This window comes from Streptomyces sparsogenes, from assembly GCF_001704635.1.
In the GTDB taxonomy this organism is placed as follows: domain Bacteria; phylum Actinomycetota; class Actinomycetes; order Streptomycetales; family Streptomycetaceae; genus Streptomyces; species Streptomyces sparsogenes.
In genome coordinates, this window is record NZ_MAXF01000178.1 from 72,812 (window position 1) to 94,910 (window position 22,099).

The 22,099-nt window shown below is 73.8% G+C and carries 19 protein-coding genes and 1 pseudogene; 5 read left to right on the plus strand and 15 right to left on the minus strand.

What is annotated here, in order from left to right; translation table 11 throughout:
- Positions 1-209: 209 nt before the first annotated feature.
- Positions 210-1,283, plus strand: a complete 1,074-nt coding sequence (locus BBH68_RS33280) for an isoafricanol synthase (protein ID WP_065967510.1) — start codon at positions 210-212, stop codon at positions 1,281-1,283.
- A gap of 61 nt (positions 1,284-1,344) precedes the next feature.
- On the opposite strand, the gene BBH68_RS33285 is transcribed toward BBH68_RS33280, so the two are convergent.
- Both BBH68_RS33285 and BBH68_RS33290 read right to left on the minus strand, forming a co-directional pair.
- Positions 1,345-3,390, minus strand: coding sequence for a phosphocholine-specific phospholipase C (locus tag BBH68_RS33285; RefSeq protein ID WP_425428876.1), 2,046 nt, complete (start codon positions 3,388-3,390; stop codon positions 1,345-1,347).
- Positions 3,391-3,511: 121 nt separating this feature from the next.
- Positions 3,512-4,111, minus strand: a complete 600-nt coding sequence (locus BBH68_RS33290; RefSeq protein ID WP_065967487.1) for a CGNR zinc finger domain-containing protein — start codon at positions 4,109-4,111, stop codon at positions 3,512-3,514.
- Positions 4,112-4,163: 52 nt separating this feature from the next.
- On the opposite strand from BBH68_RS33290, the gene BBH68_RS33295 reads away from it, so the two are divergent.
- On the plus strand, positions 4,164-4,886 hold the full coding sequence (locus BBH68_RS33295; RefSeq protein ID WP_065967488.1) for a maleylpyruvate isomerase family mycothiol-dependent enzyme: 723 nt from the start codon (positions 4,164-4,166) through the stop codon (positions 4,884-4,886).
- A gap of 5 nt (positions 4,887-4,891) precedes the next feature.
- Here the strand turns inward: BBH68_RS33295 and BBH68_RS40030 are convergent.
- Positions 4,892-5,709, minus strand: a pseudogene (locus BBH68_RS40030) (IS5 family transposase).
- 88 nt (positions 5,710-5,797) lie between these two features.
- On the opposite strand from BBH68_RS40030, the gene BBH68_RS33310 reads away from it, so the two are divergent.
- Positions 5,798-6,526: a leucine-rich repeat domain-containing protein gene (locus BBH68_RS33310; protein ID WP_065967490.1), complete on the plus strand. Its 729-nt coding sequence runs from the start codon at positions 5,798-5,800 to the stop codon at positions 6,524-6,526.
- A 66-nt stretch (positions 6,527-6,592) separates the two neighbouring features.
- Here the strand turns inward: BBH68_RS33310 and BBH68_RS33315 are convergent, their stop codons facing one another.
- The 5 genes from BBH68_RS33315 to BBH68_RS33335 form a co-directional block, all read right to left on the minus strand.
- Positions 6,593-6,835 carry a DUF397 domain-containing protein gene (locus BBH68_RS33315; RefSeq protein ID WP_065967491.1) on the minus strand — a complete coding sequence of 81 codons (243 nt, stop codon included), beginning with the start codon at positions 6,833-6,835 and terminating at the stop codon, positions 6,593-6,595.
- A 163-nt stretch (positions 6,836-6,998) separates the two neighbouring features.
- Positions 6,999-8,165 (minus strand): thiolase domain-containing protein, encoded by a 1,167-nt coding sequence (locus BBH68_RS33320; protein WP_065967492.1) that lies wholly within the window; start codon positions 8,163-8,165, stop codon positions 6,999-7,001.
- A complete protein-coding gene (locus BBH68_RS33325) occupies positions 8,162-9,235 on the minus strand; it encodes a thiolase domain-containing protein (RefSeq protein WP_065967493.1) in 1,074 nt (357 codons plus the stop codon). Before BBH68_RS33325 ends, BBH68_RS33320 begins: the two co-directional genes overlap by 4 nt.
- Positions 9,232-10,191: a Zn-ribbon domain-containing OB-fold protein gene (locus tag BBH68_RS33330; RefSeq protein ID WP_065967494.1), complete on the minus strand. Its 960-nt coding sequence runs from the start codon at positions 10,189-10,191 to the stop codon at positions 9,232-9,234. The genes BBH68_RS33325 and BBH68_RS33330 overlap by 4 nt, the downstream gene beginning before the upstream one ends.
- Positions 10,192-10,226: 35 nt before the next feature.
- Positions 10,227-11,033, minus strand: coding sequence for a crotonase/enoyl-CoA hydratase family protein (locus BBH68_RS33335; protein ID WP_065967495.1), 807 nt, complete (start codon positions 11,031-11,033; stop codon positions 10,227-10,229).
- A 162-nt stretch (positions 11,034-11,195) separates the two neighbouring features.
- Here BBH68_RS33335 and BBH68_RS33340 point away from each other — a divergent pair, with 162 nt between their 5' ends.
- A complete protein-coding gene (locus tag BBH68_RS33340) occupies positions 11,196-12,827 on the plus strand; it encodes an acyl-CoA synthetase (protein WP_065967496.1) in 1,632 nt (543 codons plus the stop codon).
- Here BBH68_RS33340 and BBH68_RS33345 read toward each other — a convergent pair.
- A complete protein-coding gene (locus BBH68_RS33345; RefSeq protein ID WP_065967497.1) occupies positions 12,779-13,750 on the minus strand; it encodes an AraC family transcriptional regulator in 972 nt (323 codons plus the stop codon). The genes BBH68_RS33340 and BBH68_RS33345 overlap by 49 nt on opposite strands.
- Positions 13,751-13,899: 149 nt before the next feature.
- On the opposite strand from BBH68_RS33345, the gene BBH68_RS33350 reads away from it, so the two are divergent.
- Positions 13,900-14,946, plus strand: coding sequence for a saccharopine dehydrogenase family protein (locus tag BBH68_RS33350; RefSeq protein ID WP_065967498.1), 1,047 nt, complete (start codon positions 13,900-13,902; stop codon positions 14,944-14,946).
- On the opposite strand, the gene aroQ is transcribed toward BBH68_RS33350, so the two are convergent.
- The 6 genes from aroQ to BBH68_RS33380 form a co-directional block, all read right to left on the minus strand.
- Positions 14,927-15,562: a gamma subclass chorismate mutase AroQ gene (gene aroQ, locus BBH68_RS33355; protein ID WP_065967511.1), complete on the minus strand. Its 636-nt coding sequence runs from the start codon at positions 15,560-15,562 to the stop codon at positions 14,927-14,929. The two genes, BBH68_RS33350 and aroQ, sit on opposite strands and share 20 nt — an antisense overlap.
- Before the next feature lie 59 nt (positions 15,563-15,621).
- On the minus strand, positions 15,622-16,317 hold the full coding sequence (locus BBH68_RS33360; RefSeq protein WP_065967499.1) for an alpha/beta fold hydrolase: 696 nt from the start codon (positions 16,315-16,317) through the stop codon (positions 15,622-15,624).
- Positions 16,318-16,336: 19 nt separating this feature from the next.
- A complete protein-coding gene (locus BBH68_RS33365; RefSeq protein ID WP_065967500.1) occupies positions 16,337-17,896 on the minus strand; it encodes an acyl-CoA synthetase in 1,560 nt (519 codons plus the stop codon).
- A gap of 80 nt (positions 17,897-17,976) precedes the next feature.
- Positions 17,977-19,080, minus strand: coding sequence for an NAD(P)H-dependent flavin oxidoreductase (locus BBH68_RS33370; protein WP_065967501.1), 1,104 nt, complete (start codon positions 19,078-19,080; stop codon positions 17,977-17,979).
- 131 nt (positions 19,081-19,211) lie between these two features.
- Positions 19,212-20,765: a phytoene desaturase family protein gene (locus tag BBH68_RS33375; RefSeq protein ID WP_065967502.1), complete on the minus strand. Its 1,554-nt coding sequence runs from the start codon at positions 20,763-20,765 to the stop codon at positions 19,212-19,214.
- Positions 20,766-20,866: 101 nt separating this feature from the next.
- On the minus strand, positions 20,867-22,099 hold a 1,233-nt coding region (locus BBH68_RS33380; RefSeq protein ID WP_141713122.1), incomplete at its 5' end, for a tetratricopeptide repeat protein.

Sequence of the window (22,099 nt, forward strand, 5' to 3'; positions counted from 1 at the left end):
AGCGCAGCCCGATCGAGACGCTGCGTAGCGCCGTATGCGCGGAATTTTCTTGCGGCATTGCCATTGGCACACGCCAATTCGGCGGGCGCCCTATCGAAGGGGGTGCGGACCGGGCCACCATGTCCGGGTGCGGCGAGGACCGTGGCGTGGAGGGGCCGGTCCCCGGCGCCGACGCGGTCCCGTATGTCCTGAGGGGGCGGATACGGACCATGGATCAGGCGGTTGCGTTACCATCGGCGGCCCGGTCGGCGGCGCTCTTCGGCTTCCCGCCCGCCGATCTGATCAGCCCCGACGCCGAGGCGGCGCGGCGGCACACCATCGAGTGGCTGTCGCGGTACGGCGTCTTTCCGGGCGACGCGTCGGTGGCGGAGTACGACGCGCTGCGGTTCGATCTGCTGGCGGCCTACTTCTACCCGGGTGAGACGGGCGCCGACCTGGCCCTGGGCAATGACCTGTGCGGATGGTACTTCGTCTTCGACGATCAGTTCGACGGCGAGCTGGGGTGCCGGCCCGGTGAGGTGTCACGGCTGCTGGACCCCATCGTCCAGGTGACGCGGGAGGCCGGGGAGCCGGCCGGGCACGCCCCCGAGGGCCCTCTCGTCGAGAGCTTCCGCGACCTGTGGCGGCGCATCCACGAGGGCAGGCCCCGGGTGTGGCGGGACCGCTTCCGCCACCACTGGATGGAATATCTGACCTCCTACCACCGTGAGGCGCTGGACCGCACCCGGAGCCGTCCGCGCTCGGTGGAGGCGGTGGTCGCCCTGCGCCGCCACTCGATCGGGGTGCAGCCGTGTCTGGACCTCAACGAGCGCTTCGGCGGGTACACCCTGCCGGACGCGCTGCACGGCGGTTTCCCGCTGGCGCAGATGCGGGAGGCCACCGACGACGTCGTGGTCTTCACCAATGACATCGTCTCCCTGGGCAAGGAGCTGGCCGCGGGAGACGTCCACAACAGCGTGATCGTCCAACGGGAGCTGTCGGGCGGCACCCTGGAGGAGGCCGTGCGCCACATCGCCGGCCTCGCCGACTCCCGCTACCGGTGGTTCGAGGAGACCGCCGCGCGGCTGCCCGCCCTCCTGGCCGGGACGGGGGCGGAGACCCGGCTGCACGTCGGGCACTACGTGGACGGCATGCGGAATGTGATGCGGGGCAATCTCGCCTGGTCGTTTCTGACGGCCCGGTACGACGAGCGCGGCATCGCGGCGGTGAGCAGCGGGCGGCAGCGGCCGTGGGCGGGCCTGGGCGCGTGCGCGGTGCCGATGTCCGGCCGGCCCCTGCCCTGACCGGTGTGGCCCGCCGTCGGCCCGGCCGCGCTTCCGGCGCGGACGGGCCGACGGCCGCTCCCTACGGAGCCGGGTGCTGTGACAGCCGTGGATCGCTCGTCCCCGGGCGGCCCGTCTCCACGTGTCCGGCCAGCCGCCTCAGGAAGTCAGGGTCCTGGTCCGAGGTCACCGACAGGTCGTACCAGCCGTGGCCGGTCCCGGTGTCCGCCGTGTGCACGGCACGGGCGCCGGGACGCAGACGGTACTCGGCGGTTTTCCCCTTGCCGAAGGCGTCCGTGACGGTGAGGCGGACGACCGAGGTGCCCCCGTTGGCGAGGAGCAGGCGCACCTTCTGCCCGCGCCGCTGGTGGCGGGCGGTGACCTCGGGGCCGGGCTCGGCGGAGCCGGCCTTGAGGCGGCGGAAGAACCCGGCCGGGCCGTGCACCGAGAAGTCGTAGCCGCCGGCGGTGGTGTCCCAGTGGCCGGCGAGTCGCCCGCCGGACTCCACGGTGAAGGTCCACGGCCCTTCGGGGTCGGTCGCCGAGGTGACGTGGAAGACGGCGCCGCCGCGGCCGTGGCTCGCGAAGGCCACCGAGAGCCGGCCCGCCACGGGCACGGCCGCGTCGGCCGACAGGTCGTACGGAAGCGGGCGCGCCGGGCGCGGTCCGGGTTCCTGCCGGGGGAGGGCGGGCTTCGCCGGGGGCGTCGGCACATAGTCCTTGTGCCGGTCGTGGTCCGGCGGCTGCCAGGCGGCGGTGTCCGGCAGCGCGGGGATGGCGGTGTCGGACCGGGAGAAGTCGAAGGCCGAGGTCAGATCGCCGCAGACGGCCCGCCGCCAGGGTGAGACATGGGGCTCGTGGACGCCGAAGCGGCGCTCGATGAAGCGGATGATCGACGTGTGGTCGAAGACCTCGGAGTTGACCCAGCCGCCGGTGCTCCAGGGGGACACCACGAACATCGGGACGCGCTGCCCGAGCCCGTACGGGCCGGGGACATGGGTGTCGGAGCCGGAGGGGGTGAACAGCTCGCCGGTGGTGTCGACCGTCGAGCGGCCGGCCTGCGGGAAGGGCGGCACGACGTGGTCGAAGAAGCCGTCGTTCTCGTCGTAGGTGATCAGCAGGACCGTCCTGCTCCACACCTCCGGGTCGGCCGTCAGCGCGTCCAGGACCCGGGCGATGTACCAGGCCCCGTAGTTGGCCGGCCAGTTGGGGTGTTCGGTGAACGCCTCGGGGGCCGCGATCCAGGAGACCTGCGGCAGCCTGCCGGCCTTCACATCGGCCGTCAGCGCGTCGAAGAGCCCGTCGCCGGACTTGGCGTCGGTGCCGGTGCGCGCCTTGTCGTAGAGGGGGTCGCCCGGCTTGGCGTCGCGGTACTGGTTGAAGTAGAGGAGGGAGTTGTCGCCGTAGTTGCCCCGGTAGGCGTCCTGGATCCAGCCCCAGGACCCGGCGGCGTCGAGCCCGTCGCCGATGTCCTGGTAGATCTTCCAGGAGACCCCGGCCTTCTCCAGCCGCTCGGGGTAGGTGGTCCAGGAGTAGCCGGCCTCCTCGTTGCCGAGGACGGGACCGCCGCCCTTTCCGTCGTTTCCGGTGTACCCGGTCCACATGTAGTAGCGGTTGGGGTCCGTGGAGCCGATGAACGAGCAGTGGTACGCGTCGCAGACGGTGAACGCGTCGGCGAGCGCGTAGTGGAAGGGGATGTCCTCGCGCGTCAGGTAGGCCATGGTCGTGGTGGATTTGGCCGGGATCCAGCGGTCGTATCTGCCGTGGTTGAAGGCGGCGTGGCCGTCGTTCCAGCCGTGCGGGAGATCCCGGATGAACTGGAGCCCGAGGTCGTCCGCGTCCGGCCGGAAGGGCAGGACCTCCCTGGCGCCGTCGGACTGGTGCCAGACCGGCTTGCCGCTGGGCAGCGTCACCGGATGCGGGTCGGCGAAGCCGCGTACCCCGCGCAGCGAGCCCAAGTAGTGGTCGAAGGAACGGTTCTCCTGCATCAGGACGACCACGTGCGCCACGTCCCGCAGGCTGCCGGTTCGGCGGTCGGCCGGGATCTCCGCGGCGCGGGCGATGCTGGTGGAGAGCGCGGAGAGGGCGGCGGTGCCACCGGCGAGCCGCATGAATCTGCGACGGTCCATTGCTGATGTCATACCGCACAGTGTCACCGGACGGAGAACAACGACTCCCGGCGGACAGGCGAAATCTGTACGGCGATCCGCGGCCTTCCTCCTCCGCCGGCCGGGCCGGAGGGCGGTACGGCTAACGCGCCCGGTGGCGGCGGTGGTGGCGGGCGACGCGGGCGCGGTTGCCGCAGGACGGCTTGCACCACTCCTGGCGCGGATGGTCCTTGACGAAGTAGCGCACACAGCGCGGGGCGGGGCAGGCCCGCAGCCGCTCGCGGTCCGGCCCGGCGAGGAACGCGATGGCGTCGCGCGCGAGCGCCGCCACCAGCCGGTCGGTGTCCGTGGAGCCCTGCGGCCGCGCGGCGCGGACCAACGGGGCGCCGCCCTCGGGCCACTCCAGGCGCGGGGCGCCCGGGGCGCGGGCCGCCGCGGCGTTCAGCCGCTCCACGGCCAGGTCCTCGGGGAGCAGCCGGTGGGCGTCGGCCGGGCTCGGCGGGCCGGGCCGGACCGCGCGGGCGAACAGCGCGCGGACGGCGGCGCGCAGCGCCCGTACGGCGTCGAGCGCGGCCTCGTCCGCGGTGAAGTCCCGGGCGTCCAGCGTGTCCCGGAGCGGTTCGGCCAGCTCCCGCACCCAGGCGGTCAGCCCGTCCGGCGTGGCCAGGTCGTCGGCCACCCCGCCGTTCCCGTCGTGGCGGATGGTGACGGCGAGCGCGAGGGCGAGTCGGTCATCGGACATGACTTAATGGTAGCCTCCCGGTTCAACCATTAGCCCCAGGGGGGACGGACGCATGGACGAGACGAACACGCACCCGGACGCCGACGGAGCCCAGCGGGTGCTCTCCGCGGTACTCGCCGGACACCGGCGGCTGCGCACCCTGCTGGACGGCCTGACCGACGCCGCGGCGCGCGAGCCGAGCGCGCTGCCCGGCTGGAGCCGCGCGCATGTGCTGGCGCACATCGGGGGCGTCGGGTCGGCCCTCGCCCGGCAGGCCAGGTTCGCGCTGCGGGGCGAGCTGATCGAGGTGTACGACGGCGGCCGCCCGGCCAGGGACGCCGGGATCGAGGCGGGCTCCAAGCGCACCGCGGACGAGCTGCGGCAGGCCGTGGCCGAAACCCTCGCGGAGGCGGAGGGCGCCCTGACCGCGGTGGGCTCCCAGGACTGGGAGCGGCCCGTCCGCTACCGCGACGGCGACGTCCGGGCGGTTCTGCTCTGCTGGTGGCGGGAGTTGGAGATCCACACGGCGGACGCGCTGCTCGGCTACGGCCCGGACGACTGGTCGCGCGACTTCTGCGGGCACCTGTGGGACTTCCTCGCCCCTCGCGCGCCCCTGGCCACCCTGCTGACCCTCGAGGCCACCGACGGCCCCGAGCGGCGCGCCTACGGTTCGGGCGAGCCGCTGACCGTACGGGGGCGGCTGACCGATCTCACCGCGTGGCTGACGGGACGCGCCCCCACCGGCCCGCTGGACAGCGGGCCTGCCCCGCTCCCCGAACTCCGCCCCTGGCCTTAGAGCTCCTAACAAAGGCGTTGAACGTGTCGGTGGGTGATGAGGCAGGCGGCGAGGCCGAGGAAGGCTTCGTGGATGTCGTCGTGTCTCTCCCAGCGGATGCGCAGGCGGCGGAAGCCGTGCAGCCAGGAGATCGTTCGTTCCACGACCCAGCGGAAGATGCCCAGGCCGGAGCCGTGCGGCTGGCCGCGTTCCGCGATCACTGGACGGATACCACGCTGCCACAGCAGCCGCCGGTACTTGTCATGGTCGTAGCCGCGGTCCGCGAAGACCATGTCCGGCCGTCGCCGTGGCCTGCCGACGACGCCGGCGACCGGTGGAACCTTGTCGAGCAGGGGCAGTAGCTGGGTGACGTCGTTGCGGTTTCCGCCGGTCAGCGACACCGCGAGTGGGATGCCCTGGCCATCGGTGAGGACGTGGTGCTTGCTGCCCGGTCGTGCACGGTCGACCGGGCTCGGCCCGCTTTTGGGCCCCGCCGGGCCGCCCGCACGTGGGAGGAGTCGATCACCGCCCGCGACCAGTCCAGCTGCTTGGCCGACCGCAGCTTCTTCAGCAGCACCAGGTGCAGCTTGTCCCATACACCGGCCTCGTTCCAGGCTGCCAGGCGCCGCCAGCAGGTCATCCCTGAGCCGAAGCCCAGCTCCTGCGGCAGGTACTCCCACTGGATGCCGGTGTGCAGCACGAACAGGATCCCGCACAGGGCCTGTCGGTCCGGCACCCGCGGCCGGCCCGCCACCAGCTTCGGCCCCGGCTCCGGCAGCAACGGCTCGATAAGCGACCACAGTTCGTCCGACACGATCCACGGCCGCGACTGACGTTTCCCCACGACCCGACCAACGAGCCGACAAGCCGACGGTCACGTGATCAACAACTTCTGTTAGGGCCTCTTAGAGCCTCTCGTAGAGTCCGCCCTCATGACGGATGTACTCAACCTCTGGAAGGCGGGCCTCGGCGAGGTGCCCGAGGACGTGTGGGAGCGCACCGGGCTGCGGGTGCTGATCCTCGCGGACAACGGGCTCACCCGCCTCTCCCCCGGCATCGGCCGCCTCCACCGGCTGCACACGCTCGACCTGGGGCACAACCGGCTCGCCGAAGCACCGGGTGAGCTGGGCGAGCTGCGGGGCCTGACCCGGTATCTGTATCTGCACGACAACCGCCTGACCCGGCTGCCGCCCGAGCTGGGCCGGCTGGACGGGCTGGCGTATCTCAACGTCGGCGAGAACCGGATCGGTGAACTGCCGCCGGAGATCGGCGGCATGGCGGGTCTCGTGGAGCTGCGCGCGCAACACAACGAGCTGACCGGGCTGCCCGGGTCGATCGGGCGGCTCGGCCGACTGCGGGAGCTGTGGCTGCGCGGCAATCGCATCACCTCCCTGCCCAACGCCTTCTCCGCGCTCGGCCGGCTGCGCCACCTCGAACTGCGCGACAACGCCCTGGAGTCGGTGCCCGAGCCGCTGCGCGCGCTGCCGCTGCTGCGCCACCTCGATCTGCGGAGCAACCGGTTGCGCGGGATTCCGGACTGGGTCGCGGAGCTGCCGTCCCTGGAAAAGCTCGATCTGCGCTGGAACGGATTCGAGGTGCGCGGGGACGAGCTGCCACCGCTGCGAGCCCTGCGGGAGAGGGGCTGCGCCGTGCTCACCTGACCGCCGCCCGGACGAGGACGAGCCGCCCGGTGGTGTCCGGACGGCTCGGCCCCGCGACGCCGTCGCTCAGGTCAGGTCGAACTCGCCGGCCCGCGCGCCGATCACGAAGGCGCGCCACTCGGCGGGGGAGAAGATCAGGGCCGGGTCCTGCGGCCGGCGGCCGTGGCGCATGGCGATGTAGCCCTCGACGAAGGCGATCTCCACATCGCCCACGCCCCGGCTGCTCGACCTCCACTGGGCGGTGCTCAGGTCGAGGTCGGGCTTCTCGGCGCTGCCTACCAGGGGTTGTTCGGTGGTGGTTTCGGCCACGTGATTCGGCTCCTCCCGGGTCGTCGTCCCGGCCCCACCCTAGCGATCGCGGCCGGTGCCGGACAGGCCGCGAAAGAAGGACGGCACCGCACAGGCGGACGTACGGCGGGAGGACGGTGGGACGACAGCGGGACGACGGGCGTCCGGCGGGATGGGGCTGCGGTCAGCCGGCCGGGGGCTCGGCCGCCACCAGCCACATCGAGAAGAACTGCGACCCTCCGCCATAGGCGTGACCGAGCGCCCTGCGCGCGCCCTCCACCTGGTGCTCCCCCGCCCGCCCGCGCACCTGGAGCGCCGCCTCGGCGAAACGGATCATCCCCGAGGCGCCGATGGGGTTGGTGGACAGCACCCCGCCCGACGGGTTGACCGGCAGATCGCCGTCGATCCCGGTCACGCCCGACTCGGTGAGCTTCCAGCCCTCGCCCTCCGCGGCGAAGCCGAGGTTCTCCAGCCACATCGGCTCGTACCAGCTAAACGGCACATACATCTCCACCGCGTCGATCTCGCGGCGCGGGTCGGTGATCCCGGCCTGCCGGTAGACGTCGGCCGCGCAGTCCTGGCCGGCCCGCGGCGAGACGAAGTCCTTGCCCGCGAAGAGCGTCGGCTCGCTGCGCATGGCGCCGCCGTGCACCCAGGCCGGCGGCCGGGGCGCCCGGGCCGCGCCGGCCCGGTCGGCGAGCACCATGGCGCAGGCGCCGTCGGAGGAGGGGCAGGTCTCCGAGTAGCGGATGGGGTCCCAGAGCATCGGGGACGCCTGCACCTTCTCCAGCGTCAGGTCCTTCTCGTGGAGGTGGGCGTACGGGTTGCGCAGGGCGTTGCGGCGGTCCTTGTAGGCGACCAGCGAGCCGATGGCGGCCGGGGCGCCGGTGCGCCGTATGTACGCGCGGACGTGCGGGGCGAAGAAGCCGCCCGCGCCGGCCAGCAGCGGCTGCTGGAACGGGATGGGCAGGGAGAGCCCCCACATGGCGTTGGACTCGGACTGCTTCTCGAAGGCGAGGGTGAGGACGGTCCGGTGGACGCGGGCGGCCACCAGGTTGGCGGCGACCAGCGCGGTGGAGCCGCCGACCGAGCCCGCGGTGTGCACCCGCAGCATGGGTTTGCCGACCGCGCCGAGCGCGTCGGCGAGGTACAGCTCGGGCATCATGACGCCCTCGAAGAAGTCGGGTGCCTTGCCGATGACGACGGCGTCGATGTCCGCCCAGGTCAGCTCGGCGTCCTCGAGGGCGCGCAGGGCGGCCTCGCGGACCAGCCCGGCGATGGAGACGTCCCGGCGGGCGGCGGTGTGCTTGGTCTGGCCGACGCCGACGACGGCGATGGGTTCCTTGCTCATGCCTCTCCCTCCAGGACCGCCACCAGGTTGTGCTGCAGGCAGGGCCCCGAGGTGGCGTGTGCGACGGCCCGGTGGGACTCGCCGCGGTGGATGCGGGCGGCGGCCTCGCCGAGGCGGATCAGCCCGGCGGCCATCATCGGGTTGGCGGCGAGCGCGCCGCCGGACGGATTGACGCGTACGTCGTCGTCGAGCCGCAGTTCGCGGCGCAGGATCACCTCCTGTGAGGTGAAGGGCGCGTGCAGCTCCGCGGTGTCGACGGGCGGGGCGTCGTCGTCGAACAGGCCGGCGTGGCGCGCGGCGAGCCGGGTGGACGGGGAGCGGGTGAGGTCCCGTACGCCCAGTCCGTGCGGCTCGATGCGGTGGTCGATGCCGCGGATCCAGGCGGGGCGTGGGCAGAGCCGGCGGGCGGTGTCCTCGGCGGCGAGGACGACGGCGGCCGCGCCGTCGCCGATGGGCGGGCAGTCGTGCCGGCGCAGCGGCCGCACCAGGTACGGGTCGTCGAGCAGCGCGTCGGGGGCCGCCGATCCGGCCAGTTGGGCGTGCGGGTTGTGCTCGGCGGCGCAGCGGCTGCGCGCGGCGACCCCGGCGAGGGCGCGCTCGTCGGTGGCTCCCTCGTCGATGAGTGCCTGGGCCTGGAGGGCGGCCAGGGACACCGAGTCGGGCCACAGGGGGGCGAGGTAGTAGGGGTCGAGCTGGCGGGTGAGGACGTCGCGCAGCTGTCCCGGCGAGGACTTGCCGTAGGAGTAGACGAGCGCCGTGTCGGCCTCCCCGGTCAGCAGCTTGACCCATGCCTCGTACAGGGCCCAGGCGCCGTCCGTCTCCACGTGCGACTCGGAGATCGGCGGCCAGGCGCCGACGCCGTCGAGCGCCATGGTGAAGGAGAAGGCGCGGCCGGCGAGGTAGTCGGCGGAGCCGGAGCAGGTGAAGTCGATCTCGCCGGTGCGCAGGCCGACCGCGGCGAGCACCTCGTGCAGGACCGGCATCAGCATCTCGACCTCGGAGAGCTCCGCGGACCGGCGCCGGTGGCGGGTCTGCGCGAAGGCCACGACGGCGACGCGCCTCGGGTTCACAGCAGCTCCTTGTAGGTGTCGTAGTCCGCGTCCGGCTCGCCGGTGGGGCGGTAGTGGTCGGGGTAGCGCCCGCCCTCGGTCCACACCGGCTCGACGCGCAGCCCCATGCGCACCTGGTCGTAGGGGATGCCGCCGATGCGGCCGTGGAGCGCGAGGTCCGCGCCGTCCAGGGCGATGTGCGCGTATACGTACGGCACCTCGATATCGAGGTTCTTGGCCTTGATGTTGACGATGCAGAAGGTGGTGACGGTGCCGCGCGGGCCGACCTCGACCTGTTCTTCGGTGGCGACGCCGCAGGTGGGGCAGGCGCCGCGGGGCGGGACGTACACCTTGCGGCAGGACGGGCAGCGCTCCCCCATGGTCCGCCGGCCGGCGAGGGCGGCGATGTAGCGGGACTGGGCGCGGCCGGGCGAGTACACGTAGTCCAGGCGGGCGGGCGCCACGATGCCCCGGACGGGGTCGGCGAACTCGCCGTCGTGCGGGGCGCCGCGCGGGTCCGGCTCGCTCTCGTACGGTTCGAAGCAGGCGATGTCGGTGATGGCGCCGGTCCGCTCCCCGGCCCATCGGACGCGCACCCGCATGCCGGTGCGCACGGCGTCGGGGCCGGGCGCGTCGAGGGCGTGGAGCAGGGCGGTGTCGGCGCCGTCGAGCCGCACCAGCGCCCAGGCGAAGGGGGTGGTGAGGGGCTGTCCGCGGCGCGGGGCGGGGTTCCAGGCCCAGGTGGTGACGGTGCCGGCGGTGCCGACCTCGACGAGGTCGCGGATCTCCTCGGCGGTGACCGGGTCGTATTCGACGGGGGGCAAGAGCACCCGGCCGTCGGCGGTCCGTACGCCGAGCACGGTGCGCTCGCGCAGCCCGGTCAGGAACGCGCTCTGGACGGGGCCGAGGGAGCGGGTGAAGGGGAACTCGACGGCCAGAGGGGCGGAAAGCACCTCGGGCGCGGGGGCCGGTGTCATGGTGTGCTTCTCCTTCGTCGCGGCCGGGTAGGTGTTCAGGCCCGGCGGTAGACCGGGGGGCGCTTCTCCGCGAAGGCCTTCGAGCCCTCCTTGGCGTCGGCGGTGTCGAAGATGGGCCAGCCGCGTTCGAGTTCGGACTTCAGGCCGTCGGTTTCGGTCATCTCGGCCGTCTCGTACACGGACGCCTTGACGGCCTCGACGGCCAGCGGGCCATTGGCGTTGATCAGCCCGGCGATCTCCAGGGCCGTCTCCAGGGCCGTGCCGTCGGGCACAACCCGGCCGATCAGGCCGATCCGCTCGGCCTCCTCGGCGGTGTAGGGGCGTCCGGTCAGCAGCATCTCCAGCGCGTGGGTGCGCGGGACCTGGCGGGCGAGGCGGACCGTGGAGCCGCCGATGGGGAACAGCCCGCGTCTGACCTCGAAGAGTCCGAAGGTGGCGCCGCGGCCCGCGACGCGGATGTCGGTGCCCTGGAGGATTTCCGTGCCGCCCGCCACGCAGTGGCCTTCGACGGCGGCGATCACCGGCTTGCGCGGCCGGTGGTGCCGGAGCATCGCCTTCCAGTGCAGGTCGGGATCGGCCCGCAGCCGGTCCCGGTAGTGCTGTCCGGCCATTCCGTCCCCGCCGGCGAGGGCCTTGAGATCCATGCCCGCACAGAAGGAGCCGCCGGCCCCGGTGAGCACCACCGAGCGGATGTCGTCGTCCTCGTCGGCCGTGGCCCAGCCGTCGTGGAGGCCGACCAGCATCGGCAGCGAGAGCGCGTTCCTGGCCTCTGGACGGTTGAGGGTGAGTACCAGCGTCGCACCGACGCGCTCCACCGTCAGGTGTTCGGTCCCGCTTGTCACGGCAGTCCTCCCGTCTCGACCCAGAACAGGTTGCAGGAGGTGCCGGACGACTTCAAGAGAAATCTGATGACCAGTCAGATTTATTGGCCGTGTGCCTTCACATCTCTTCCGTACGGCGCTCCAATGACCGCCGAGCCCGCCGCTGCCAGGTCAGGAGGAGCCGTGGAGTACAACCTTGCCGACCTGTTCGAGTCGATCGTCGACACGGTGCCCGGCAGAGAGGCGCTGGTGTATCTCGACCACCCCGGCACCGGGGCCGAGCGGCGGCTGACCTACGCCGAACTCGACGCGGCCGCCAACCGGCTCGCCCACCATCTGCGTGACTCCGGCGTGCGTCCGGGAGAACACGTCGGCCTGCACCTGTACAACGGCGTGGAGTACCTCCAGACCTCCCTGGCCTGCCTGAAGATCCGGGCCGTGCCGGTGAACGTCAACTACCGCTATGTCGAGGACGAGCTGGTCTACCTCTACCGGGACGCGGACCTGGCGGCGCTGGTGTACGACGCCGAGTTCGGCGACCGGGTGGCCGCCGCGCTCCCCCGCGCCGGCACCGTGCGCCACCTCGTCCGGGTCGGCGCCCCGGCCGGGGACGGCCCGGTGCCCGACCCCGCGCCCGCGCCCTTCGAGGAGGCCGAGGCCCAGGGCTCGCCCGTGCGCGACTTCCCCGCGCGCTCGGGCGACGACCGGTTCATCATCTACACCGGGGGCACCACGGGCATGCCCAAGGGGGTGCTGTGGCGGCAGGAGGACCTGTTCTTCTCCGGGCTCGGCGGCGGGGCGCCCACCGGCGAGCCGGTCGGCCGCCCCGAGGAGCTGGCCGAGCGGGTCGCGGCGGGCGGCGAGGGCCTGGTGTTCTTCCCCACGCCGCCGCTGATGCACGGCACCTCCACGCTCACGGCCTTCATCGCCTTCAACTTCGGCCAGAAGGTGGTCCTCCACCGGAAGTTCGTGCCCGAGGACGTGCTGCGCACGGTGGAGAAGGAGAAGGTCACCTGCGTCTCGCTGGTCGGCGACGCGATGCTGCGCCCGCTGGTGGACGCCCTGGCCGGCCCGCTCAAGGACGTCGACTGCTCCTCGCTGTTCAGCGTCAGCAGCTCCGGCGCGGTGCTGTCGGACACCGTGCGGGCCCAGTTCGCGGCGCTGGCGCCGCACACCGTGCTGCTGAACAACTTCGGCTCCTCCGAGTCCGGGTTCAACGGCACCGCCACCGAGGACGCCGGCCCCCGGACGGGCTTCCGGCTGCGGGTCAACGCCCGCACCCGGGTGATCGACCCGGCGACGCACCGGCCCGTGGCCCCCGGCGAGCCCGGCCGCATCGCCCAGCGCGGCCATGTGCCGCTCGGCTACTACAACGACCCGAAGAAAACCGCCGAGACGTTCTTCCAGGCGGACGGCGAGCGCTGGGTGCTGCTCGGCGACATGGGCACGGTCGACGAGGACGGCGTGATCACGGTCCTCGGACGGGGCTCGCAGTGCATCAACACCGGCGGCGAGAAGGTCTATCCGGAAGAGGTCGAGCAGGCGCTCAAGGCCCACCCGGACGTGTACGACGCGCTGGTGGCGGGCGTGCCCGACGAGCGCTGGGGCAGCCGCGTGGCGGCCGTCGTCCAGCCCCGCCAGGGGGCGGACCGGCTCACGGCCGAGGCCGTACGGGCGCACTGCCGCACCCGGCTCGCCGGCTACAAGATCCCGCGTACGGTCGTCTTCAGCGACCACATCCAGCGGTCGCCCAGCGGCAAGGCGGACTACCGCTGGGCCAGGGACGTCGCGGCCGGCGCCGCCTCGGACTCCTGACCGCGCCGCCGGTAGCCGCCGGGCGCGACCCCGTACTCCCGCTTGAAGGCCTTGGCGAAGGCGAACTCCGAGGTGTAGCCGCTGCGCTCGGCCACCGCGCGCAGCGGCAGCTCCGACTCGCGCAGCAGCCGGGCCGCCAGCGTCATCCGCCACCAGGTCAGATAGGCGAGCGGCGAGCGGCCCGCGAGCGCCGTGAAGCGCCGGGCGAAGGCCGCCCGGGAGAGCCCCGCCGCCTGTCCCAGCGTCTCCACCGTCCAGGGGTGGGCGGGGTCGCGGTGGATGGCGCGCAGCGCCTCGGAGACGGGCCGGTCGTGCAGGGCGGCGGCCCAGCCGGTGCCGGCGCGGCCGGACTGCTCCTCGTACCAGGCGCGCAGGACGTACAGCAGCAGCATGTCGAGCAGGGAGGTGAGCACGGCGCTCGCGCCGGGGCGCGGCCGCTCCAGCTCGCCGCCGAGGAGTTCGACGGCCGAGCGCAGTTCGGGGTGGCGGCCGAGGCGGGCCGGGATGTGGAGGACCTGCGGCAGTTCGGCCAGGAGGGGGTGGGGCCGGAGCCTGTCGAGGAGATAGGCGCCGCAGAGCAGCACCGTGTCCGGAACGGCGGCATCCGGAGCAGCGGTGCCCGGCACGGACGCGTCCCGGGCGAAGGGGCCCGGCAGGGAGCCGCTGAACTCGGCCAGTGGGGTCCGGGGGCCGTCGGCGAGGCCGTAGCCGCGCCCGTGCGGCATGAACACCACGTCACCCGGGCCCAGCGCGAGCGGCTCGCCGTCGGGCGGGAGGATCCAGCACGCGCCCTGGAGTACGACGTGGAAGCCCGCTCCGTCGGAGTCGGGAAAGCGCACGCCCCACGAGCCGTGCTTCTCCGTGCGTCCTGCGTGGGGCCGGCCGGTGCGCATGGAGGTGATCGCGTCGCTCAGGACATCCATGGGCGTCACCATATCGGCACCGCACCCCACGCGAGACGACCACACGCGAGACGAACGGACATGATCCGGAGACAGTGAGACATCCAGAGTCTCCCGGGATCTTCCTACGGTGGGTCACAGGCCAGAAGGCACACCCAGAGGAGAACCTTGTGAAGATCGCCGTCTTTGGCGCGAGTGGTTACACCGGCAGGCTCGCGGTCGCGGAAGCGCGGCGCCGCGGCATCGATGTGGTGCTGGTCGGGCGCGGCGCCGAGCGGCTGCGCGCCGCCGCGTCGGACGCCGGATTCCAGGACGCGGAGACCCGGGTCGCGGACGCCGAGGACCACGACGCGCTCGTGGCCGCCTTCCGTGACGTCGACGCCGTCGTCAACTGCGCCGGGCCCTTCGCCCGGTGGGGGGAGGGCGTGGTGCGCGCCGCCATCGCCGCGGGCAGTCACCATGTCGACATCTCCGGCGAGCAGCCCTACATACGGCACGTCTTCGACACCTTCGGCGCGGAGGCCGAGCGTGCCGGGGTCGCCGTCCTCCCCGGCATCACCGACGACGGCCTCCCGAGCGACCTGATCACGGCCTTGACCGCCGCGCGCGTGGGCGGCGAGGCGGAGGAGATCGCCATCGCCGTGGACATCGCCAGTGGCGGCGCCTCCCGGGGCACCATCCGCTCGATGGGCGCGATGCGGGACACCCTGATCGACGGCGGCCTCGGCTACGAGGACGGGGAGCTGTCACCGCGGGCGGCCGCCCGCCGCAAGGACATCGTGCTGCCCGGCGGCTCGGCGCCGACGGCCGTGGTGCGGTTCCCGCTGCCCGCGGTGGTGACGGTCCCCCGCCATGTGTCCACCCGCCATGTGGAGGGGCTCGCCTCCCAGGAGGTGTACGAGCTGTTCACGCGGCTGTCGCCCGAGCTGGCGGAGCAGATGCCGGAGGGCCCCACGGCCGCGCAGCGCCAGGCGATGCGGTGGGCCTTCGCGGTGGAGGTGCTCGGCGCCGGCGGCCGGAGCGCCCGGGGCGAGGTGCGCGGCTCGGACGCGTACGGCACCACCGCCGTGATCGCGGTGGAGGCGGCCCGCCGCCTCGCCGCCGACGGCGCCCCGGCGGGAGTCCTCGCCCCGGCCCAGGCCTTCGACGCCGCCGGCTTCCTCGACTTCCTCGGGGACCACGGGGTCGGCTGGTCCGTCAGCGACGTCCGGCAGTAGCCGCGCACACCGAGCGCAGCGACCGCTCCAGCGCCGCGGTGTGCAACGCGTCCAGCAGCCTGTCGTGACGCGTGTGGGCCGCGGCCGCGGTGAGCCGTCCCGCGCACGACCGCTCCGCCCGCGCCCCGGCCGAGTCCGCGATGGCCCGCACCAGTTCGCCGTTGATCCGGTTGATCTCCAGCCGGACCTTCGACAGGTCCGGGCGTTCGGTGGGCGCCTGGGCGGGGTCGGCGTCCCAGCGTCGGAAGAGGCCGCGCTGGACGAGCTTGTTGGCCTCGATCTGGTCGCGGAAGACGCGTACGGTCGCCTCCGGGTCCGCGCCCAGCTCGCGGGCCTGCCCGGCCACGGCCTCGAGGACCTGCCGCTCGCGGACGGGGTCGTCGATGGGGCTGTCGGTGCCCCCGCCCGGCGGAGCCGGATATCGGTACTTCGAGGCGGCCACCTGATCGGCGGTCAGCAGCCGCTGGGCGGACAGGTCGGCCACCGGCAGCAGCCGCTCGTAGGGACGTGTCGGCGCGCCCCCGGAAGCGGAAGCCGTAGCGGTGACGGAGGCGGAAACCGCAGCGGCGGCCGAGCCGGGCGGAGTCGCGGCGGCGGCCGGGGCCGCGGCGGCCATCAGGCCCAGGGCCGCGGCGGCGGTCAGCGCGCGGCGCAGCGGTCGGGTGGTGGGCGCGGTCACTCCCCCGCCTCCAGGAAGGGCCGGACGACGGCCAGGAACTCCTCGGGGCGCTTCTCGTGGACGAGGTGGCCCGCGTCGATGGTGACCAGGCGGCAGTCGGGTATTCGCCCGGCCATGTCGGCCAGCAGTTCCTGGGGCATGGGGCTGTCCGGGCCGCCGCCGATGACCAGGGTCGGGGCGGTGATGGCCGCCATGTCCTCGACCCACCGCGGGTCGGGCTCGTTGCGCTGCTCGATGAACTGGGTCTTGACCGCCCAGTCGAAGGCCAGCCGCCCCTCCGGGCGCGGGGGCACCTCCAGCGGCGGGTCCTGGGGCACCAGCGGCGGGGCGTCCTCGATCACCAGCCGCTCGACGAGGCCCGGGTACCGCTGGGCCAGGAGGTAGCCGACCACCCCGCCGTAGGAGTGCCCGACGACCGAGACGCGGGGCAGGCCGAGGGCCGCGAGAAAGCCGGCGACATCGTCGCGCAGCCGCTCCAGGGCGTAGTCCCCGGGCCAGTCGCTGGCCCCGTGACCGCGCAGGTCGAGCGCGTACACCCGCAGGGCGCGGGCGAGTTCGGGGGCGATTCCCAGCCAGTCGGTGCCGTCCGCGCCGAGTCCGGCCAGCAGCAGGACGGGCGGCGCCTCGCGCCGGCCCCACACCCGGTAGGTCAGCTCGACCCCGTCCACCTCGACCGCGTCAAGTGTGTGCATAGGGGCGAGAGTACCCGCGTCACACCGCTCGCTCACGTCCCTTCCAGTACGGCTCGCGCAGCCGCCGCTTGTAGAGCTTGCCGTTGGGGTCCCGCGGCATCTCGGTCACGAAGTCCACGGACTTGGGGCGCTTGTATCCCGCCAGCCTGCCCTCGCAGTGGGCGAGCAGTGCCCGCTCCAGCTCGGGGCCCGGTTCGTGGCCGGGGGCGGGCTCCACGACCGCCTTGACCTCCTCGCCCCAGTCGTCGTGCGGGATGCCGAAGGCGGCGGCGTCGGCGACGGCTGGGTGGGTGAGCAGTTCGGCCTCGATCTCGGCCGGGTAGATGTTGACGCCGCCCGAGATGATCAGGTCGATCTTGCGGTCGCGGAGGTAGAGATAGCCGTCCTCGTCGAGCAGGCCGAGGTCGCCGACGGTGAAGAAGTCGCCGATGCGGTTCTTGCGGGTCTTGGCCTCGTCCTTGTGGTAGGCGAACCCTCCGGTGCTCATCCGCATGTAGACGGTGCCGAGTTCACCGGCCGGGAGCCGGTTGCCCTCGTCGTCGAAGATGGCCAGTTCACTGATCGGCCAGGGCTTGCCGACCGTCCCCGGCTTCTTGAGCCAGTCCTCGGCGGTGGCGAAGGCTCCGCCTCCCTCGCTGGCCGCGTAGTACTCCTCGACACAGCCGCCCCACCAGTCGATCATCGCGCGCTTGACGTGGTCGGGGCAGGGTGCGGCCCCGTGGATGGCGTGGCGCATGGAGGACACGTCGTAGCGCCGCCTGACCTCTTCGGGGAGCGCGAGCAGCCGGTGGAACTGGGTGGGGACCATGTGGGTGTGGGTGCAGCGGTGGGTGTCGATGAGGCGCAGCATCTCCTCGGGCGTCCACTTGTCCATGAGGACCAGGGGGTGGCCGATGTGCAGGGCGGAGGAGGCGAACTGGAGCACCGCGGTGTGGTAGAGCGGTGAGCAGACCAGGTGGACGTTGTCGGGCTCCTCGTCGCGGGGCTTGATGCCGAAGAAGCGCAGGAAGCCGCCGAGGTGGGCGTCCTCGGGGAGGGCTCCGGTCAGCGGGCGCCGGATGCCGCGTGGGCGGCCGGTGGTGCCGGAGGTGTAGTTCATCACCCAGCCCACCTCGCGGTCGGCGGGGGGCCGCTCGGAGCGCCCCTCCAGCAGCTCGGCGTAGGGGCGGAAGCCGTCCACGGCGCCGACCGCGTAGCGGTGGGTGGCGGGCAGGCCGGCCTCGTCGGCGGCCAGGGTGGCCTGCCGGCCGAAGCGCTCGTGGGCGATCAGCACCTTGGCGCCGGAGTCGGAGACGATCCAGGCGATCTCCGGGGCGACGAGGTGGTGGTTGACGGGCACCAGGTAGAAGCCGGCCTGGGTGGCGGCGAGCGCGGCCGTGAAGAATTCGGCGCCGTTGGGCAGCACCACCGCGAAGGCGTCGCCCCGCCGCAGCCCCGCGGCGCGCAGCCCGTCGACGAGCCGGTTGCAGTCGGCGTGCAGCCGGGCGGCGGTCCATTCCTCGCCGTCGGGGGCGATGAGGGCGGTGCGGTCGGGTTCGAGCGCGGCCTGGGCCCAGAAGCCGTTGGGTGTACGGGACATGAGGGTCCGGTCCTCCTTCTGGCGGCGTGACGGGCGGGGTTCGGTGGCGGTGGGGCGGCAGGGCGGGGAGGCGGGCGGTGTCAGGCGCGTCCGGCGATGTGGTTGATCCGGTCGATGGCGCGCTCGAAGCCGCGGGTCAGGTCGTCGAAGACGGCCTGCACCGGGCGTTTGGTGTCCATCCGGCCGACGATCTGGCCGACGGGCGTGCCGAGCAGCGGCTCCACCTCGTACTTCTGGATGCGGGAGACGGCCTCGGCCACGAGCAGCCCCTGCAGCGGCATGGGCAGCGGGTCCGGGCCCTCGGGGTCCTCCCAGGCGTCGGTCCATTCGGTGCGCAGCTGCCGGGCGGGCTTGCCGGTGAGGGCGCGGGAGCGGACGGTGTCGCCGGATCCGGCGGCCAGCAGTTTGCGGGTGAGGGCGGGTGAGGTGAGCGCGGCCTCGTCGGTGGTGAGCCAGATGGAGCCGAGCCAGACGCCCTGCGCGCCGAGCGCGAGCCCGGCGGCGATCTGCTCGCCGCTGCCGATGCCGCCGGCCGCGAGCACGGGCAGCGGGTCCACGGCCCGGACCACCTCGGGGGTGAGCACCATGGACGCGATCTCGCCGGTGTGGCCGCCCGCCTCGTAGCCCTGGGCGACCACGATGTCGAGACCCGCGTCCTTGTGGTGGAGCGCGTGGCGCGCGCTGCCCGCGAGCGCGGCGACGAGGATGCCGTGGTCGTGGGCGCGTTCGACGACGTCGGCGGGCGGTGAGCCCAGGGCGTTGGCCAGGAGCTTCACGGGATAGTCGAAGGCGACGTCCAGCTGGCCGCGGGCGACGTGCTCCAGCCAGCCGGTGATCCGCCAGCCCGAGGCCTCGCCCTCGGGGAGTGCGGGCACGCCGTGCTTGGCGAGGGTCTCCTGGACGAACCGGCGGTGTCCTTCGGGGATCATCGCCTCGATGTCCGCCTCGGTCACCCCCTCGACCTTCTTCGCGGGCATGACGACGTCGAGGCCGTACGGCTTGCCGTCGGTGTGTGCCTGCACCCAGTCCAGGTCGCGCGCCAGCTCGTCCGGCGCGCCGTAGCGGACCGCGCCGAGCACGCCGAACCCGCCGGCCCGGGTGATCGCCGCGGCGACGGCGGGGAACGGTGTGAAGCCGAAGATGGCGTGCTCGACACCCAGTTTCTTACTCAGGCCCGTCTCCATGGGCCGCAGGATGCCGCAGCGGGCCGGACGATGGAAGAGTTTTTCTGACGCTCCGTCAGGATTCTTGGGTTTCGGGCCGGGCGCGGCCGGGGAATCCGGGCCGGGCGCGGCCAGGCAATGCGGAGAGCCTCCTATCGGCCCAGGACCGCCATGGCCGCGTTGTGCCCCGGGATCCCGCTCACCCCGCCGCCGCGCACCGCGCCCGCGCCGCACAGCAGCACATTGGCGTGGCGCGTCTCCACGCCCCAGCGGCCGGTCCCCTCCTGGGCGTAGGGGAAGGCCAGCTCGCGGTGGAAGATGTTGCCTCCGGGCAGCCGCAGCTCGCGTTCCAGGTCCAGCGGGCTCTTGGCCTCGATGCAGGGCATGCCCTCGGCGTCGTACGCGAGGCAGTCGGCGATCGGCTCGGCGAGCTGGGCGTCGAGCAGTTCGAGGGTGGCCTCCAGGAGCGCGGCGAGCGCGGTGTCGTGGTCCCCGGCGAAGAGGCGCGCGGGGGTCTGCAGCCCGAACAGGGTCAGCGTCTGATAGCCCTCGCGGGCCAGTTCGGGGGCCAGGATCGACGGGTCGGTCAGGGAGTGGCAGTAGATCTCGGAGGGCGGCCGCGACGGCGGCTTGCCCGCCGCGGCCTGGCCGTAGGCGGCCTCCAGGTCGCCGTACCCCTCGGCGATGTGGAAGGTCCCGGCGAACGCCTCGCGCGGGTCGACGTCGGGGTCGCGCAGCGCGGGCAGCCGGCGCAGCAGCATGTTCACCTTGAGCTGCGCGCCCTCGGCGGGCGGGGCCGGCGGCTCGTCGCCCAGCAGCCGGGCCAGCTCCCGCGGGGCGGCGCCGACCAGCACATGCCGGGCCGCCACCAGGCCCTCCCCGTCCGCGTCGCGGAACATCACCTCCGCGGTCTTCCCGTCGGTGGCGATGGCGGTGACCTCGCAGCCGGTGGCGATCCGGGCGCCCGCCGCGCGGGCCGCGTCCGCGAGCGCGTCGGTCAGCGCGCCCATGCCGCCGATCGGCACGTCCCAGTCGCCGGTGCCGCCGCCGATCACGTGGTAGAGGAAGCAGCGGTTCTGACGCAGCGACGGGTCGTGGGCGTGGCTGAAGGTGCCGATCAGCGCGTCGGTGAGGACCACGCCCCGGACCAGGTCGTCCTCGAACGCCGCCTCGACGGCCTCGCCGAGGGGCCGCTCGAACAGCGCCCGCCAGGCCGTCTCGTCGCCGATCCGCGCGCGCAGCGCCTCGCGGGTGGGCAGCGGTTCGGTGAGCGTGGGGAAGACCCGCTCGGCCACCCGCCGGGTCATCCCGTAGAACCGCCGCCAGGAGTCGTACTCGCGCTCCGAGCCGGTGATCCGGGCGAACGACTCGCGGGTGCGGGCCGTGTCGCCGTCCACCAGCAGCCCGGTGGGGCGCCCGCCCCGCACGGCGGGGGTGTACGAGGACACGGTCCGCTTGGCGAGGGAGAAGCGCAGGCCCAGGTCGTCCACGATCCGCCGCGGCAGCAGACTCACCAGGTAGGAGTAACGGGAGAGGCGTGCGTCGAGCCCGGCGAAGGGGCGCGTGGAGACGGCCGCGCCGCCGGTGTGGCCGAGCCGCTCCATGAGGAGCACCCTGCGGCCGGCGCGGGCCAGGTAGGCGGCGGCGACCAGGCCGTTGTGGCCGCCGCCGACGATGACGGCGTCGTACGCGTCGCTGTGAGGCATACCTCCTGACTAGCACGCGGTGATCCCCGGGGCCAGACGCGGCGGGGCGGGCGGGCCGGGGGCTCACTCCTGCCGGCGCGGGACCCGGCGGGTGCGGGGTCTCACTCCTGCCGGCGCGGCACCGACGCCGTCCGCCGGTACAGCTCGCCGGCCTCCGTGTGCCGCCCCAGTTGCTCCAGGCAGCGCGCCTCGTCGTCGCGGCTGGCGAGGGTGTCGGGGTGGTCGGCGCCCAGGACCCGCTCGCGGGCCCGGGCGACCTGGCGGTACAGCTCCAGGGCGTCGGTCCACTCGCCGAGCCAGCCGAGGGCCACCGCCACCTCCCGCCGGCTGACCAGGGTGTCGGGGTGGTCGGGGCCCAGGGCGCGCTCGCGGAGGGCGACGACGTCGCGGGCCTCGGCCAGGGCCTCCTCCCAGCGGCCGAGGCGGCCCAGGTTGACGCCGAGGGCGTGGCGGGCGCGCAGGGTCTCCGGGTGGGTGGGGCCCTGGGCGCGGGTGCGGTCGTCGACGAGGGCGCGATAGAGGACCTCGGCCTCCGCGCCGCGGCCGAGCCGGCCCAGGCTGATGCCGGCCTCGTAGCGGGCCGCGAGGGTGTCCGGGTGGTCGGGGCCGAGGGTCCGGGCACGGGCGGCGGCCACCTCACGGTAGGTGCGGAGCGCCTCGCTCCAGCGGCCCAGCCGGCCGAGCGCGTACGCCACCTCGTAGCGGGTGACCAGGGTGTCGGGGTGGTCGGCGCCCAGCACCCGGGCGCGGGCGGCGGCCACCTCGCAGGCCATGCGGTGGCAGTCCTCGAGCCGCCCCAGGCGGCCCAGGTTGAAGGCGAGGTTGTGGCGGCAGCGCAGCGTGTCGGGGTGGTCGGCGCCCATGGTCCGCTCGCGGGCCGCGAGCACGGCGGCGTAGACCCGGTGGGCCTCGGCGTGGCGGCCGAGGCGGCTCAGCGCCAGGGCGGTCTCCTGCCGGGCGGCCAGCGTGTCCGGGTGGTCGGGCCCGAGCACCCGCTCGCGGCCCGCCGCCACCCGCCCGTACTCGCCGAGCGCGTCACCGTGGCGGCCCAGCCGCCCCAGGGCGCATGCCGCCTCGTAGCGGCTGGCGAGGGTGTCGGGGTGGTCGGGGCCCAGCAGGCGCTCCCGCTCGGCGGCGACCTCCCGGTGGGTCCGGCCCGCCTCCTCCCAGCGGCCCTGGAGGGCCAGGCTCGCCCCGATGGTGTGCCGGACGGCGAGCGTGGCGAGCGGGCCAGGCGGCGGGGGCGGCGGACCGGGCACGGGCGGCCGGGCAGGCACGGGCAGGCCCGGCGGCGGGGGCGGCGGACCGGGCACGGACGGCCGGGCGGGCACGGA

Excerpts from the sequence above, each read along its gene's own strand:
- BBH68_RS33280 (WP_065967510.1), top strand. The coding sequence starts at position 210 with ATGGATCAGGCGGTTGCGTTACCATCGGCGGCCCGGTCGGCGGCGCTC.
- BBH68_RS33285 (WP_425428876.1), bottom strand. The coding sequence starts at position 3,390 with ATGGACCGTCGCAGATTCATGCGGCTCGCCGGTGGCACCGCCGCCCTC.
- BBH68_RS33290 (WP_065967487.1), bottom strand. The coding sequence starts at position 4,111 with ATGTCCGATGACCGACTCGCCCTCGCGCTCGCCGTCACCATCCGCCAC.
- BBH68_RS33295 (WP_065967488.1), top strand. The coding sequence starts at position 4,164 with ATGGACGAGACGAACACGCACCCGGACGCCGACGGAGCCCAGCGGGTG.
- BBH68_RS33310 (WP_065967490.1), top strand. The coding sequence starts at position 5,798 with ATGACGGATGTACTCAACCTCTGGAAGGCGGGCCTCGGCGAGGTGCCC.
- BBH68_RS33320 (WP_065967492.1), bottom strand. The coding sequence starts at position 8,165 with ATGAGCAAGGAACCCATCGCCGTCGTCGGCGTCGGCCAGACCAAGCAC.
- BBH68_RS33330 (WP_065967494.1), bottom strand. The coding sequence starts at position 10,191 with ATGACACCGGCCCCCGCGCCCGAGGTGCTTTCCGCCCCTCTGGCCGTC.
- BBH68_RS33345 (WP_065967497.1), bottom strand. The coding sequence starts at position 13,750 with ATGGATGTCCTGAGCGACGCGATCACCTCCATGCGCACCGGCCGGCCC.
- aroQ (WP_065967511.1), bottom strand. The coding sequence starts at position 15,562 with ATGGCCGCCGCGGCCCCGGCCGCCGCCGCGACTCCGCCCGGCTCGGCC.
- BBH68_RS33360 (WP_065967499.1), bottom strand. The coding sequence starts at position 16,317 with ATGCACACACTTGACGCGGTCGAGGTGGACGGGGTCGAGCTGACCTAC.
- BBH68_RS33365 (WP_065967500.1), bottom strand. The coding sequence starts at position 17,896 with ATGTCCCGTACACCCAACGGCTTCTGGGCCCAGGCCGCGCTCGAACCC.
- BBH68_RS33370 (WP_065967501.1), bottom strand. The coding sequence starts at position 19,080 with ATGGAGACGGGCCTGAGTAAGAAACTGGGTGTCGAGCACGCCATCTTC.
- BBH68_RS33375 (WP_065967502.1), bottom strand. The coding sequence starts at position 20,765 with ATGCCTCACAGCGACGCGTACGACGCCGTCATCGTCGGCGGCGGCCAC.